The organism is Pseudomonas sp. GW458-11-26-14-LB4, from assembly GCF_059423925.1.
In genome coordinates this window covers 46979-61704 of record NZ_JBWKYU010000022.1, presented here as the reverse complement: position 1 = coordinate 61704, position 14726 = coordinate 46979, and the positions used below count along the sequence as shown (strand labels likewise).

18 protein-coding genes are annotated in these 14726 nt (G+C 58.5%); 6 read left to right on the top strand and 12 right to left on the bottom strand.

Annotation, left to right across the window (positions count from 1 at the left end; translation table 11 throughout):
• Window positions 1-118: 118 nt before the first annotated feature.
• Window positions 119-1927 carry a monovalent cation:proton antiporter-2 (CPA2) family protein gene (locus AC07XZ_RS24325; protein ID WP_102687791.1) on the bottom strand — a complete coding sequence of 603 codons (1809 nt, stop codon included), beginning with the start codon at window positions 1925-1927 and terminating at the stop codon, window positions 119-121.
• Window positions 1928-2091: 164 nt separating this feature from the next.
• Between AC07XZ_RS24325 and AC07XZ_RS24320 the strand changes: the two genes are divergently transcribed.
• The gene (locus AC07XZ_RS24320; RefSeq protein WP_007952946.1) at window positions 2092-3006 is read left to right on the top strand and encodes a LysR family transcriptional regulator; all 915 of its coding nucleotides are present in this window, start codon (window positions 2092-2094) and stop codon (window positions 3004-3006) included.
• On the opposite strand, the gene AC07XZ_RS24315 is transcribed toward AC07XZ_RS24320, so the two are convergent.
• The 5 genes from AC07XZ_RS24315 to AC07XZ_RS24295 all read right to left on the bottom strand — a co-directional run bounded on the left by AC07XZ_RS24315 (window position 2996) and on the right by AC07XZ_RS24295 (window position 7970).
• Entirely contained in the window at window positions 2996-3766 is a 771-nt protein-coding gene (locus AC07XZ_RS24315) for a substrate-binding domain-containing protein (protein ID WP_102687790.1), read from the bottom strand. The two genes, AC07XZ_RS24320 and AC07XZ_RS24315, sit on opposite strands and share 11 nt — an antisense overlap.
• Window positions 3767-3776: 10 nt before the next feature.
• Entirely contained in the window at window positions 3777-5069 is a 1293-nt protein-coding gene (locus AC07XZ_RS24310) for an MFS transporter (RefSeq protein ID WP_085746043.1), read from the bottom strand.
• A 143-nt stretch (window positions 5070-5212) separates the two neighbouring features.
• A complete protein-coding gene (locus tag AC07XZ_RS24305; protein ID WP_102687789.1) occupies window positions 5213-6274 on the bottom strand; it encodes a M48 family metallopeptidase in 1062 nt (353 codons plus the stop codon).
• A 28-nt stretch (window positions 6275-6302) separates the two neighbouring features.
• On the bottom strand, window positions 6303-7349 hold the full coding sequence (locus AC07XZ_RS24300; protein ID WP_102687788.1) for a M48 family metallopeptidase: 1047 nt from the start codon (window positions 7347-7349) through the stop codon (window positions 6303-6305).
• A gap of 24 nt (window positions 7350-7373) precedes the next feature.
• Window positions 7374-7970, bottom strand: a complete 597-nt coding sequence (locus AC07XZ_RS24295) for a LemA family protein (protein ID WP_102687787.1) — start codon at window positions 7968-7970, stop codon at window positions 7374-7376.
• Between the two features lie 204 nt (window positions 7971-8174).
• Here AC07XZ_RS24295 and AC07XZ_RS24290 point away from each other — a divergent pair, with 204 nt between their 5' ends.
• Together AC07XZ_RS24290 and AC07XZ_RS24285 are read left to right on the top strand one after the other, a co-directional pair.
• On the top strand, window positions 8175-8483 hold the full coding sequence (locus AC07XZ_RS24290) for an RcnB family protein (protein WP_064597595.1): 309 nt from the start codon (window positions 8175-8177) through the stop codon (window positions 8481-8483).
• A gap of 100 nt (window positions 8484-8583) precedes the next feature.
• Window positions 8584-9048, top strand: a complete 465-nt coding sequence (locus tag AC07XZ_RS24285; protein WP_102719550.1) for a hypothetical protein — start codon at window positions 8584-8586, stop codon at window positions 9046-9048.
• 3 nt (window positions 9049-9051) lie between these two features.
• Here the strand turns inward: AC07XZ_RS24285 and AC07XZ_RS24280 are convergent, their stop codons facing one another.
• Window positions 9052-10128 carry a sensor domain-containing diguanylate cyclase gene (locus tag AC07XZ_RS24280; protein ID WP_102687785.1) on the bottom strand — a complete coding sequence of 359 codons (1077 nt, stop codon included), beginning with the start codon at window positions 10126-10128 and terminating at the stop codon, window positions 9052-9054.
• Between the two features lie 141 nt (window positions 10129-10269).
• On the opposite strand from AC07XZ_RS24280, the gene AC07XZ_RS24275 reads away from it, so the two are divergent.
• On the top strand, window positions 10270-10608 hold the full coding sequence (locus AC07XZ_RS24275) for an FKBP-type peptidyl-prolyl cis-trans isomerase (protein WP_007952931.1): 339 nt from the start codon (window positions 10270-10272) through the stop codon (window positions 10606-10608).
• Window positions 10609-10680: 72 nt separating this feature from the next.
• Here the strand turns inward: AC07XZ_RS24275 and AC07XZ_RS24270 are convergent, their stop codons facing one another.
• The 5 genes from AC07XZ_RS24270 to AC07XZ_RS24250 form a co-directional block, all read right to left on the bottom strand.
• On the bottom strand, window positions 10681-10989 hold the full coding sequence (locus AC07XZ_RS24270) for a hypothetical protein (protein ID WP_240664954.1): 309 nt from the start codon (window positions 10987-10989) through the stop codon (window positions 10681-10683).
• Window positions 10990-11016: 27 nt separating this feature from the next.
• A complete protein-coding gene (locus AC07XZ_RS24265; protein WP_011334842.1) occupies window positions 11017-11256 on the bottom strand; it encodes a pyocin S6 family toxin immunity protein in 240 nt (79 codons plus the stop codon).
• A gap of 15 nt (window positions 11257-11271) precedes the next feature.
• On the bottom strand, window positions 11272-12495 hold the full coding sequence (locus tag AC07XZ_RS24260) for a colicin E3/pyocin S6 family cytotoxin (RefSeq protein WP_102687783.1): 1224 nt from the start codon (window positions 12493-12495) through the stop codon (window positions 11272-11274).
• Window positions 12496-12704: 209 nt separating this feature from the next.
• Window positions 12705-12986, bottom strand: a complete 282-nt coding sequence (locus tag AC07XZ_RS24255) for a hypothetical protein (protein ID WP_102687782.1) — start codon at window positions 12984-12986, stop codon at window positions 12705-12707.
• Between the two features lie 9 nt (window positions 12987-12995).
• Window positions 12996-13367 carry a DUF6124 family protein gene (locus AC07XZ_RS24250; RefSeq protein WP_102687781.1) on the bottom strand — a complete coding sequence of 124 codons (372 nt, stop codon included), beginning with the start codon at window positions 13365-13367 and terminating at the stop codon, window positions 12996-12998.
• 585 nt (window positions 13368-13952) lie between these two features.
• Here AC07XZ_RS24250 and AC07XZ_RS24245 point away from each other — a divergent pair.
• Window positions 13953-14276, top strand: a complete 324-nt coding sequence (locus AC07XZ_RS24245) for a type II toxin-antitoxin system RelE/ParE family toxin (RefSeq protein ID WP_102687780.1) — start codon at window positions 13953-13955, stop codon at window positions 14274-14276.
• A gap of 3 nt (window positions 14277-14279) precedes the next feature.
• A complete protein-coding gene (locus AC07XZ_RS24240; protein WP_096822566.1) occupies window positions 14280-14591 on the top strand; it encodes a helix-turn-helix domain-containing protein in 312 nt (103 codons plus the stop codon).
• The last annotated feature ends 135 nt before the right edge of the window (window positions 14592-14726 follow it).

Here is a 14726-nt window from a genome sequence, read left to right as displayed (position 1 = left end):
ACCGTCCGCGTGGGAATGCAGCCCGGGACGCTCCGCGTCCCTTCCAGAGCTGGAACGCGGAGCGTCCCTTGAGGCATTCCCACGCAGAGCGTGGGAACGATCATCAACTCTGAAAACGTCAGGACTTGCCCGATTGCTCTTCCAGTTGATCCGACTCGAACAACCGGGCCAGTTCCGCCCGCGCTTCCTGCGCGGTCTGCAGCACTTTGGCCGCGTCGTCGTACACCGCGTGTTGAGCCTCGAGTACCTGTTCGTCATGGTGCTTGAAGCGCTTGATCCGCGCATCGGCCTGGGCCTGGGTCAAGCCAAGGCCAACCAGGGTGCGGCGGCTCATTTCCAGGCTTGAGTAATAGGTCTCCCGGATCGGATCGGCCCCGACATCCACCAGCCGATGCACATGCTGCCGGTTACGCGCCCGGGCGATGATCTTCATGTCTGGATAGAGCTTGCGCACGATCTCAGCGGTCTTGATGTTGGTTTCCGGATCATCCGTGGCAATCACGAAGTACTCCGCTTCACCGACCTTGGCCGCACTGAGGATTTCCGGACGCATCGGGTCACCGTAGAACACCGGTACGCCACCAAAACTGCGCGACAGTTCGATGGTTTCCACCGAGGTGTCCAGCGCCACGAACTTGATGTTCTGCGCCCGCAGGATCCGCGCCACGATCTGACCCATCCGGCCCATGCCGGCGATCACCACTCGCGGGGTTTCGGTTTCGATCTGGCGGAATTTCTCCGGCACTTCCACTGGCTGCACCTTGGGGCTGACCAATCGTGCGCAGATCAGCAGCAACAACGGCGTAACCGCCATCGACAGGGTGATGGTGAGTACCAGCAGGTCATACAGACGCGGTTCGAACAGGCCCTGATCGCGGCCGATCTTGAACACCACAAACGCGAATTCACCGCCCGCCGCCAGCACGATGCCTAGGCGAATCGCACTGACCTTGTTCAATCCACCGGCCAGACGTCCGACCACAAACAACAACGGCAACTTCAGGGCGATCAGCAGCAACGTCAGGCCCAGCACCGTGATCGGCGCGCTGAGCAGCAGACTGAGGTTGGCGCCCATGCCGACGCTGATGAAAAACAACCCGAGCAGCAGGCCCTTGAACGGCTCGATCTGCGCTTCCAGCTCATGGCGATATTCCGAATCCGCCAACAGCAACCCGGCAAGAAACGCGCCCAACGCCATCGACACACCAACCATGTCCATCAGCCACGCGGTGCCGATCACCACCAGCAACGCGGTGGCGGTGGAGACTTCCGGCAGACCGGTTTTCGCCACGATGCGGAACACCGGACGCAGCAGATAACGTCCGCCGATCACTACCACGGCAATACCGCCAAGCACCTGCAAACTGTGGCGCACGTCGTCGGCAGTGCTGGTGTGGTGATCGACCCCCGCGAGCATCGGCACCAGCGCGATCAACGGGATCGCGGCAATGTCCTGGAACAGCAGAATCGCAAACGCCAGCCGACCGTGAGGGCTGGTCAGTTCCTTGCGTTCAGCGAGGCTTTGCAGGCCAAACGCGGTGGACGACAGCGCCAGACCCAGGCCCAAGACAATCGCGCTGTTCAACGGCTGGCCGAACACCGACAGCGCCAGCACACCAATCACCGACCCGGTCAGCAGCACCTGCGCCAGACCCACGCCGAACACCGATTTGCGCATCACCCACAACCGTCGCGGCGACAGCTCAAGGCCGATGATGAACAACAGCAACACCACGCCCAGTTCCGAGATATGGCTGACGCTTTGCGGATTGCCGATCAGGCCCAGCACCGACGGGCCGATGATCACCCCGGCAAACAGATAACCGAGCACCGCGCCCAGTTGCAGGCGCTTGGCCAGGGGAACGGTAAGCACGGCGGCCAGGAGAAAGACGACGGCGGCTTGCAACAGATTGCCTTCATGGGGCATGAGCGGAACTCCAGTAACGCGGTACGGCGGGGGGCGACAAGGATAAAGGCTGAAATGATTGCAGATCCAGCGCAGAGCCTGATTGAGCAGATGTGCTTCTGTAATAATTTGCATCAATTGGTTACATTTATAGCCTCAGCGAATCAATTCCTTCCGAGTTTTCCATGGCCATCAACTTCGACCTCAACGACCTGCAAGCCTTTCGCGCCGTGGTCGAGCAGGGCAGTTTCCGCAAGGCCGCCGACACCGTGCGCCTGTCGCAACCGGCCCTGAGCCGGCGCATCGAAAAGCTCGAAGACGCCCTCGGTGTGAAGCTGTTCGAACGCACCACGCGCAAGGTCAGCCTGACCCAGGCCGGACGCGGTTTCATGCCCAGCGTCGAACGTTTGCTCGACGATCTGGACGTCGCGTTGCTCGGCATCAGCGAAGTCGCCTCGAATCGGCAGGGCCATGTAACCGTCGCCTGCGTACCGTCGGCGGCGTATTACTTCATGCCGAGCGTGGTCGCGCGCTATCACCAGCAGTTCCCGCGAATCAAAGTCAAAGTCCTCGATTCCAGCGCCCACGACGTGCTGAGCGCGGTGGTCAATGGCGAGGCGGATTTCGGTCTGAGCTTCATGGGCACCCAGGAGGCGGGCGTGGATTTCGAGCCGCTGGTACAGGAAAGCTATGTGGTTGCCTGTCGCCGCGATCATCCGCTGGCCGGGCGCAGCAGCGTGACCTGGGACGAGTTCTACCGGCAGGATTACATCTCGCTGGACAAGACTTCCGGCAATCGTTTTTTGCTCGATCAGGCCCTGGCCAAAGTGGTGCCGCAGCGCCCGAGCATCTGCGAGACGCGGCATGTGACGACCATGATTGGTCTGGTGGAGGCGGGGTTGGGCGTGGCGGCGGTGCCGTTGATGGCGATGCCGGCGGCGGATCATCCGATTCTGACGCGGGTGCCGCTGACCGATCCGCAAGTGATGCGCAGTGTCGGCATCATCAAACGCCGGGGTCGTACGCTGACCCCGGCGGCACTGGAACTGGAGCGGCTGGTGGTGGAAATGAAAGTCCAGCCGCCGACGGTCAGCGCTTGACCGAATCCAGCCCGGTGGCCTGCACGTCAGCCTGGGCGGCAGGTGCGGCGAGATAAGCGAGCAACGCCTTGGCTTCCTGCGGATGCTGCGCACCCACCGGAATCCCCGCTGCAAACCGCGTTACCGACTGCACCGTTTCAGGAATCTTCGCCACAAAACTCACCCCCGGCACCGGCAGCAATTCGCTGACCTGCTGGAAGCCCAGTTGATAGTCGCCGGTGGCGACCACCGAGCCGACCGGGATTTTCGGGATCATCTTCGCCTTCGGTTTCAGCTGATCTTCGATGCCGAGTTTCTTGAACAATTGCTGCTCGATGTACACGCCGCTGGCGCTGTCGGAGTAGGCCACCGACTGGGCGTCGAGCAGGGTTTTCTTCAGGGCGTCGACGTTGCTGATGTCCGGTTTCGGCGCGCCTTCGCGCACCACCAGGCCGATCCGCGAATCCGCCAGCTCCACACGCGAAGCCGGGTCGACCTTGCCTTGCTTGATCAGATCATCGAGGGCGTAGCCGACCATGATCACCACGTCGGCCTTTTCACCACGGGCGAGGCGATTGGGGATTGCCTCCGGCGCCTTGCCCATCGACGGGCCGAGTTGGGTGTCCAGCGTGTTGCCGGTGGCGGCGGCGAATTTCGGCCCGAGGATCTTGTAGGCGGCGGTGAAACCGCCGGAAGTCATGACCCGCAGTTCTTCGGCCTGGGCCGCAACGTTGAACGCAAGACCGGCGAGCAGGGCGGTAACGGTAAACAGTTTTTTCATGGTGATGTTCTCAGGCAGTAACAGGTTGCAGACGACCGCCGGCCCGGCGATACAGATAAAGCGTCGCGCACAATGCGCAGAGCGCGCCGATGCTCATCCAGTAACCCGGTGCGGCTTTGTCGCCGGTGTACTGGATCAGGAAGGTCGACATCGCTGGAGTGAATCCGCCGAACACGGCAGTGGCGAGGCTGTAAGCCAGGGAGAAACCGGCCACCCGCACTTCCACCGGCATGATTTCGGTCAGCGCCGGAATCATTGCGCCGTTGTACAGGCCGTAGATAAACGACAGCCACAACAGCGACAGCAGCATGTGGCTGAAGCTCGGCGCCTGCACCAGATACGACAGCGCCGGATAAGTGGTGGCCAGCGCCAGCAGCGCCATGGCGATCAGCACCGGACGGCGGCCGACGCGATCGGACAACGCGCCGCCAATCGGCAGCCAGAAGAAGTTGGAAACACCCACCAGCAGCGTCACCAGCAACGCATCCGATGTGCTCAGGTGCAGCACGGTTTTACCGAAGGTCGGTGCGTACACGGTGATCAAGTAGAACGCGGTGGTGGTCAAGGCAACCATCAGCATCCCGCCCAGCACCACGCCCCAGTTCTGGCCGAGGGTGCGGAACACTTCCTTCATGCTCGGACGGTGTTTACGGGCGGCGAACTCCTCGGTTTCCGCTAGATTGCGTCGCAGAAAGAAGATGAACGGCACGATCATGCAGCCGACGAAAAACGGAATACGCCAGCCCCAATCGGCGACCGCTTCCGGCGCCATCCATTGGTTCAAGCCGTAACCGAGCGCGGCGGCGACGACGATGGCCACCTGCTGACTGGCCGACTGCCAGGCGGTGAAAAAGCCTTTGCGACCGGGCGTGGCGATTTCGGAGAGATACACCGAAACCCCGCCCAGTTCCGCACCGGCGGAGAAGCCTTGCAACAGCCTTCCGATCAACACCAGCGCCGGGGCGAACAGACCGATGGTTTCGTATCCGGGCACCAGCACAATCAAGATCGTGCCGCTGGCCATGATCGACAGGGTGACGATCAGACCTTTGCGCCGACCGACGTCATCGATGTACGCGCCGAGCACGATGGCCCCCAGCGGACGCATCAAAAAGCCTGCGCCGAACACTGCGAAAGTCATCATCAGGGACGCGAACTCACTGCTCGCCGGAAAGAACACCGCCGCGATCTGCGTGGCGTAGAAACCGAACAGAAAGAAGTCGAACTGTTCGAGGAAGTTACCCGAGGTCACCCGGAAAATGGCGCCGGCCCGCGAGCCGCCGTGTGGGATTGAGGCTGTCATAGAAAAGTACTCCACCGCTTTTATGACGTGCGCGACGGGGAGGCGGCGCACGGTTCTTATTGGGGCGGATAGTGGCGCGCAGGGATCGATTTGTTAATTGCATTGTTGGCATGGATTGATGCGCTATGCAGATCAATGGCGTGCTATGGCAGCTGTTTTGGCGTCGCTGCCTGTACGGTTCTGGCTACCATCGAGTCTTGCGCTGGTGCGGCGATGTTCACAAAAGTCCCGTCCCAGTCAGGGTCTATCCTGCGAATGCGTTCACGCAGATCCGGATGGCCCGAGAGCAGAAGAGAGCTGGAAGTGCCAGGGCCGAAAAACAGGTGGCTGAACTCGGCGGTACGGGCGGCCTTGAGGGTCGAGCCCATTTTGTATCCGCCGATTTTCTTCAGTGCCCCGGCAATACTGTCGGGGTTGCGGGTGTATTGCACGGCGGTCGCATCGGCCAGGAATTTGCGTTGCCGGCTGACTGCAGCCTTGATCAGGTTGCCGAAGAACGTCCCGGAGAATCCGACAATGCACAGCGCAGTGCCAAACATGCTGACCAGAATGGTCGGTTGCTTACGATTGGCAGATGAATGTGGTGTGTCCTCAAGACCGCGCAAGAGATGGTTTCCGGCCAACCCGATCACCATGATCCCGTGAACGATCGCGACCAGTTGGGTGTTCAGGCGCATGTCGCCGTTATAGATGTGGCTGAATTCGTGGGCGATCACGCCTTGCAGTTCATCGCGTGACAACAGGCTTATCGCACCTTGAGTGACGCCGATCACTGCATCCTGAGGGGTGAAACCGGCGGCAAATGCATTGATGCCCTGATCCGGCAAGAGATACACGCAAGGAACGGCGGTGCCAGAGGCCAAGGCCATTTCCTCCACTACGTTGACCAGGCGGCGCTCTTCCAGAGTTCGCGCGTCATGGTTGATCAGACGACCACCCAAACGGCGCGCGACCACTTTTCCGCCCCCTGTCAATTCGACGTATTTGAACAGTCCGCCGAGCAACACAACACCCGTTACCAGCGCTGCAATGATCGCGAAAAACTGCCAGTTTTCCGCCAGATCCTCGAGCGTTTTGCCGTACGAGATCGGCAGAATCAGGAGCATGAAGGACACAAGAATCAAGCCGAGTACGGCGAGAAACATCAGGATCACGAGCTGCACCGAGCGACGTTTGGCCCGGCACTGTTGTTCAAAGAAATTCATCTAGCCATCCGTGGACGTGGAGTCTGAATCAATCCGCCGTTGCCGCCATCTGATCAGGCACCGGTTTGCCCGCTGCGGCAGCCGTCGTAAAACTCCCATCCCACTGCGGATCGATTCGACGAATCCGCACGCTCAGATCAGGGTGGGTCGCAAACATCCGGCTCAGCCAACCTGAGCCGCCGGTGCTGAAAAACAAATGACTGAACTCGGCGGCACGGGGCGATCTGATTACCGAGCCTTGTGCATGGGCGCCGATTTTTTTCAGGGCACCGACAATGCTTTGCGGATTGCGCGTGTACTGCACCGCGCTGGCATCAGCGAGGAACTCACGCTGACGACTGACTGCGGCCTTGATCAGATTGCCGTACAGGTTTCCGATCAACCCGGCCACGCACAGTGCGGCACCGAGCGCAAAAACCACCAGCATCAATCGCACGTCGCGTTTGTCGCGCTTGAGCAGGCTGGCCAGTATGTAAGTGCCGGCCAGCCCCAGCACCAACAGGCCGTGTACCACCGCCACCAGTTGCGTGTTGAGGCGCATGTCACCGTTGAAAATGTGGCTGAATTCGTGGGCGATCACCCCTTGCAGTTCTTCCCGGGTCAGCAGCGCCACCGCGCCACGGGTCACACCAATGGCCGCGTCCTCCGGTGTAAATCCGGCCGCGAAGGCGTTGATGCTTTCGTCCGGTAACAGATACACCGCCGGCATGCAGGTGCCGGAGGCAATCGCCATTTCTTCGACGACGTTCATCAACCGCTGCTCGTCCAGGGTACGCACATTGCCATTGAGCAGGCGGCCACCCAGTTTCTCCGCGACGACCTTGCCGCCCGCCCGCAGTTGCCGATATTTCAGCAGACCGCCAATCACCACGATGCTGCTAATGAACGATGCGATAACGGCCATTGCCAGAAACGCGTCCGCCAGCGTGCCAGTCCCGCTCAGGTAATCCTCAAAACCATTGAAGACGAAGGGCAGGCTGGTCATCCCGATCAGCATGACAATCGCCAGAATCATCATGCACACCAGCCGTTGCGTCTGGTTTCGGGCCTGGGTTTGTCGTTCGAAAAAGTTCATCGAGCCATCCATGGAGAGAAGAAGTCAGAAAGAAACGTTGGGCGCGGTCTTGATGGCCAGCGTATCGGCAAACTTCAACGGAACCGCATCCTCGCGATGGCCAAAACTGGCCGCCAGCAGCACCGCCGGAAAGCTCTGCTTGAGCGTGTTGTAGGCCATCACCGCATCGTTGAACGCCTGCCGCGCGAAACTCACCTTGTTTTCGGTGCTGCTCAGCTCTTCGCTCAGTTGTTGCATGTTCTGCGAGGCCTTGAGTTCCGGATAAGCCTCCAGCGTCAGGTTCAAGCGACCCACCGCGCTGCTGAGTGCGCTGTCCGCCCGCCCCAATTGCGCGATGTTCTGGGCGCTGCCCGGTTTCGCCTGTGCAGCCTCAAGTCCGGCCACGGCGGCATTGCGTGCGGCGATCACCGCTTCAAGGGTTTCGCGCTCATGGGCCAGATAACCCTTGGCAATGCTGACCAGATTGGGGATCAGGTCATAGCGGCGTTTGAGCTGCACTTCGACCTGGGCAAATGCGTTCTTGATCTCGTTGCGCCGGGCAACAAGCTTGTTGAAAAGATTGACAGCGTAGAGCCCCAGCAGCGCAAGCAATACCAGATTGACGATGAGGTAGATCTTCACGGTGATGTCCTTATTCACTCGGCAGGGGCGCGCGATCTTATCGCAAATGGATGCCGTTGACTGTATTCGCCCGGTGGCGGACGAGCCCGGATCGCGTTCCGGGGCGCGACTACAATCTCCGGTTCAGCTTCATCAAAAAACAAGGAATGATTCCAGAACCCCGCAGTCGGAGTTCAGGTATCACACATTTCAGGAGGTTCACCGATGAACAACAAGACCCTAATCGCCAGCCTGGCCCTCGTCGCCGGCATCGCCGGGATCAGCCCTCTCGTTCAAGCGGCGCAAACCTCGAACGACACCGTCGAACAATCACCGACCGGCAACCGCGAACTGAACGTCAACGACCGCGCCCCGGATATCTACCAGCGCAGCGAAAAAGCCATCAAAAACTGGAAACAGAAAGGCCTCAAGCAGCCGGAACCGCAGGCGCAGTGGGTACAGATCAACGATAAATACGTGATGGTGATGATCACCAACGGGACGATTGTGGCGATTCAGCCGGTGGAGCGCTGACCTCAAGCAACAATTGGCCATGGACGGTTGATTGCATTCGAGCGCCGTTCCGGTAAAACGCGAGGGGCGTTTCGAGTGACTGGATGTCAGGAGCAATAGGTTGGATAAGAAACCCCTTTACCGCAAAGAAAATACGACCACCCATAACGTCCGTCGCAACAATCCCGGCGGACATTACCGGCATCAGCGAAACACCAAGGCTGAAATCAACAGCGAGGCTACACGCGGTTCGATGCATGGCATCAAGCATCATGGCTACGATTACACGCCGTTGTTTCGCTTTCTGTTGTCGCGTGTCGGCGGTGACTGGGACGAGATTTTCAGTGAATCCGTTTCGCGGCTGGATCGGCAGGAACCCGTGTTCTGGATGGTCGCTCTGCATGAACATGAGCGAAGGGATGTGGTGGGGGTGGGTGAGTCCAGCATCTACAGCGGGTTATACGTCGATGAGAACAAGCGCCTGCAAATCGTCAATCCCGCCCTGAAAGCCGAAGACATGACGCCCAGTTGCCAGTGCTGCACGCATACCTTCAATGGCGTTGTGTTCGGTACGCCCGAGCGCTGAAATTCAATCAGCCCGGCCATGACTCAGCGTCTGCCCGCCACCCAACCGATACTGATTGTTCCCGCTGCGTTTGGCCTCGTACATCGCCAGATCCGCAATGTGCAGCAGCCGGTCCATGGTCGGTGCGTGGTCGGGGAAGACGGCGACGCCGAGGCTGGTGCCGATGTGGCGTTGGTCGTTGCCGATGGGAATGGGCGGGGACAGTTCGATGAAGATCTTCTGGCAGATACTGCGCGCTTCGTCCTGCAGGTTCAGGCCGGGGGCGAGGCCTTGCAGAATGACCACGAACTCGTCGCCGCCGATACGCGCAACGGTGTCACTGACTCGCAGGATGCGTTTCAGGCGGGTGGCGGTGGTGATCAGAACGCGGTCGCCGGCGGCGTGACCGTAGCGGTCGTTGATCCCCTTGAAGCCGTTGAGATCGATGAACACCAGTGCCACCCGCGTTTCGGTCATGCGGGCATGTTCGAGTGCTTCCGATAGCCGTTCTTCCAGCACCAGGCGGTTGGGCAGGCCGGTCAACGGGTCGAAATGAGCGAGGTGCTGGAGGTAGCTGGCCGAGGCCTTTTCTTCGGTAATGTCGCGCACCACGCCCATCATCTTGATCACCGCGTCGTGATCGTTGCGCACCACATTGCCGGTTTCCCGCAGCCAGCGGATTGTGCCGTCGGGCCAGACCACGCGGTATTCCTCATCGTGGTTTTCGCCAGTCTCCAGGCATCGCAATTCCCCCGCGCGCACCCTGGCGCGGTCATCGGGGTGTACGCAGGAACAGAACAGCGCGTAGGAGGGTGTCACTTCGCCGATCTTGAAGCCGAACATGCCGAATATTGCGTCGGACCAATAGAGTCGATCCGTGTCGACTTCCCAATCCCAAGTGCCGATCCGCGCAAAATACTGGCTGCGCTTGAAGCGGTCGGCGTCGCCATCCTGACGGATGTTCTGGCCCTCGGCGGCGCGGGTGAGCAGTTCGCGATACTCGGCGAGTTGCTGACGAAGCTCGCGCACTCGGCGGATCAGAACGGCGATCACGACCAACAGCACAACGACAATGGCGAAGCTGATCCAGAGTTGAGTCATTCAAGCGTCGCTGTCATGGCGTATCGATCAGGATTGGTAGCGGGTGGCCATCATCCATCACGGCCGACGTAGGGTCAAACGGTTGCCAATGGCCGGTATTTCTGGGAAAACGGCGGCCAGCGGAACAATAGAGCGAATGTTATGAATGATGAACTGCAGATAATCGATCTTCAGCCCGGCGACGGAAAAGCCGCCGTCAAAGGCGCGTTGATCACCACCCAATACACCGGTTGGCTGGAAGACGGCACCGAATTCGATTCGTCCTGGAGCCGGGGCAAGCCGTTTCAGTGCGTGATCGGCACGGGCCGGGTCATCAAGGGTTGGGATCAAGGGATCATGGGCATGCAGGTGGGTGGCAAGCGCAAGCTGCTGGTGCCGGCGCATCTGGGTTACGGCGAGCGGACGATGGGCAAGATTCCGCCGAATTCGAATCTGGTGTTCGAGATTGAGTTGCTTGAGGTTTTGACGCGGGAGGATTGAAGCTCGTGGGTGAGTACGTTGTGATGAGGGGCGTTCCTGATCACAACGTCCTGCATGCAAGGGCCCGATGAATCAGGTAAATGCCTCAATGTCGTCAAGCGTGTCTGCGATCACGCCTTCCAGGGAGGGGAATCTTGTCTTTGCTTCTTCCAGGGCCGCGAAGGCAATGTCTTTGTCCAGTTTGCCGTGCCTTCGAGCAATGTGGCCCAAAGCGGTAATGGCAGATGCGACAACCGACTCATTGCTGCTGGCGAAATACTTCAGGCAGGTTTGCTGAGCCCAGATTCTGTCTGATTCGTTCAAGCCAATAGAAATCAATCCAGCGACAACATTCCTTTCCACGCCGCTTTCAAGAATCCTCACTGCTTCATCGTGGTTCACTGTTGGTTCTTGATAGAAAAGACTCAACTATTCCCGAACCCCGATAAAAAGATCTAGTTCAGTTGGTAGGTGTTCATTAAGGACTGACGCAATTTGCCGGACCTGACCGTCATTCAATAACCATTCTCCGGCCTCGCTTTCTTCCAGGCTTTCCCAACCCAGCAACGCTAAAACCGCAGCTTCTGCCTCAGGCTTCACCGTCAGTTCAAACTTCAAAGAGTCGTCCTCTTCATCACCTTTCAAAAAGCCACTTATCCATAAAAACATTAAAAGCCTCCTGTATTACTTCGGGGTAGATCTCTCGGGGTCTGCGGGATCTATTTGTTCACCGGTTTCGTGGTTGAATTCACCAAGGTGTTTGCCTTGTTTGTTGTAAAGCTCAATAGCGCCAGTCTTGCTATCCCATTCATATATTCGCCCCTTCCGGTCCTTCCAGCGGCTTCGCTTGCCTCCTCCACCCTGAACGCTGCTTTTTGATTTGACTGGTTGGGCATCCGGGAATGCGGGCAGTGTGCGTGGGGGCCTGTGGTATTTGATATCACCGCCCAGTGCTGGCCTGGAGAGCACAACATACAGAGGCTGCACCCCGGAGTCAGCCGGAAACACAAGGATGAAATCCTCGTACTCCGGCGGATAGATCGGGTTGACGATGATTTTGTCTGCTTGCTCAGTCGGCGGATAAATCCAGATAGTCGGAGTTTGTGGGGCACCTTCCAGCGGTGGGATACCCGAGGTGCTGGATGAATCGACGGCAGGCGTCCAGGTCAACGTGACGCCATTGCCAAAGTCAGCCACTTGGCGAGAGCCTTGGGCTGTGAACTGCACAACCGGAATCATTTCCCAGTCAGGGCGCTTTTGAGTGTTGTACCCGTACCCTTTGAGACTGCCATCGGGCTGTTGCTCTACCTGTAGTCGAATACGTGTTCGGCCTTCCTTCAGCGATCTGAGCTGTTCTTCGGTATAGAGTGAACTGTCACCAAGATTGGATGGCCACAAAAGTGCAACCATGCCCGCTAAAGCACCTGCGGCAACACCGCCCGTGATTGCGCCCACACTGGATATGGTGCTTGTGCTGGTGCCAATAGAAGCCGAGCCTCCCAAGAGAAGCGTGCCTATAGCAGACGGTAACTTGGCACCACCTATTCTTTTGAGGGTGATATTTCCCGCCGCGTCTAATTCGCGGCCACCGAGCAAGGTGAATGCTCCAAAGTCAGCCAGTCGTTCGACCGGGATAAACCCTGCGGGGCTTTCATGGTTGATGACGCCGTCGGGGAGGTTGCAGCTCTTGGTAAATACACACCCTAGGGCGCTGTGTTGATTCGGTTGTTGAGACTGCCGAAGAAAGCGATCTTCGTAGGCTTGTTGCCTGGCCTGCATCTCGTCGTACTTTTTTTGTCTGGCGTTCTGCTCTGCCAGTTCGGTAGCAGTCATGTAGCGGGTAGTGATGTGGTGCCCGTCGCCTGAGGGGGGATTTTGTATTCGGGGAATATCTGATTTTCGAGCCATGAGCGTCCTTGTTCCAACTTTTAAAGCGTTGGGAACGCTATCTGAATGAGCATTTGAAAGATGTAGGACGGTTCTGAAGCTCAAACGGTTGTTACAAAATGACGCTCTCGGCAAGATCCGTGGAGCGATTTCTTATGAGTTGTAAACACAAAACCCGCTGCCTCCCTCAACGGAGGCAGCGGGTTTTTTCTTGCCTTATGCCCCAGGTGTTACGCAGCCATCGCCATCTCATCCAGCGTCGCGGCAACCGTGCCGGTCAGGCTTGGAAATCTGCGTTTTACGCTGGTGAGTGCCGGCAGCAGGCGGGTGTGGTCCAGTTCGCCATGGTCTCGGGCGAGTTGGGTGAGGGCGGTGAGTGCGGCGCTGACGATGGATTTCCGTTCGCTCTCGAGCAGTAGCAGACAGGCTTTCTGGGCCCATTGGCTGTCTTTCTCGTTGAGGCCGATGGAGATCAGGGCGGCGATGATGTGTGCATCGGATTTGCTTTCCATGGGTGTTCCTCAGGTCGTGGCATCGAGAGTGTCCAGCGCCCGGTTCACAGCCAGTTCGCCACACATCACCACTTGGGCGATGCCCAGCACAGTGTTGCGGTAGGGCGGGTCCAGCAGCGCGGCGAAGTTGCTGAGCATCACGCTTGCCGAAGTCATCGATTCGCAGGCGTGGGCCAGCAGGGCATGCTGATCCAGGTCGGGGGCGACGAGGAACATGCGGCCGGGGCAGTGCTGTTTCGGGGCGGTGGGTTTCAGGTAATGGTCGAGGGCGCGCTCGGCGGCTTCGTGGAGTTTTTTTGAGTCTGTTGTGGAGTAAGGAGAGGTTGGGTCGGACTCGTTGGGTACGTCAGTTTCGGGTGGATCGGGAACGTATTTGAACATTTGCTGGGTAACCTCAAAATGAGGCTGACACGTTCTTGCGACTAAACAATAGGTGGCAGCTGTACGCAGGTTAGTCGACCAGTACCCAAGCATTACCGGCGCACCCGAAGGCGCCCTGCGCACAGCTACCATTGAGTACAGGCGTAGAGATACCTGACTGAATGACAGTTTGCGAACTTGAGAAAAAGCACCGAGCGACTAAACCCGTTCACTGACCATTCAGTGATGCGAATCAAGTTACTGGCAGGCCCCAAGCTGCACAAGCCGGCGGATTCTGGCGTAGTTGTAGGCAAAGGCGCAAGGCGATGTAGCCTCTCGGATGAGGGCAAAATGATGCTTCATTTTTCAGTCCGCCATCGCGAGCAAGCTCGCTCCCACAAGGGTTCTGCGTCGGCATATCAGGTGCGCTGGCTCGCGAATTTCTACTTTGTGATACCAAATGTCAGATAAGCCAATTCAAACTTGATTTATATCGGTTTCGATATAGTCTGCTGGTATGTGATCGCTGCCATTCCTTGCAACACACCTGTGCAACACGATTCCGTCCGGGCTATTACGCTTTTCCTTCCAACACAGGAGAAGCCAATGCCAAGACACAAGGACGTGGTATTTGTCGGGAGTGCGCTCAAGGATCTGAGAGCTTTTCCCCTCGATGCTCGCAGAGCTGCCGGATTCCAATTGGATCTGTTGCAGCAGGGTGACGAACCCTTTGACTGGCGCCCCATGAAGACCGTCGGGCGGGGCGTCAATGAAATCCGAATCACCGAGGATTCAGGAGCGTATCGAGTGTTTTATGTGGTCAACCGGCCTGACGCGATTTATGTGCTGCACGCCCTGCAAAAGACCACGCGCAAAACCGAGACGCGAGACATAGAACTGGCACGGGCCAGATACCAGGAAATAGGTTGAACCATGACGGATCATCAAAACTCTTCCCAGCGTTTCGCAAGCGTCTGGGATGCACTGGAAGACACGCCGCAGGAAGCGGCCAACATGCGCCTGCGGGCCAAGCTGATGCGCACGTTGTGCGAAACGATTCGTGCCTGGGAGCTTCCGCAGAAGGAGGCGGCCAAGCGTCTAGGCATCACCCAGCCGCGCCTCAACGACGTACTCAACGGCAAAATCGACAAGTTCTCTCTGGATGCGCTGGTCAACCTGTCGGCTGCAGCGCAACTGGACGTAGACCTCTGCTTCTCGTCGTCTTCGCCACTGCAATGGGCCTGACAGACGAGGGTTCCCAACGATCCTGCCTCTGAAACACCTTCCAGAGGCGGTTGCCGACTGACGCTCCGCCTCAATCCTTTCACGTCAAAAATTCAAGCTGCGACGGATGGTCGAAAACAGGCCTTGCCCCTCTCG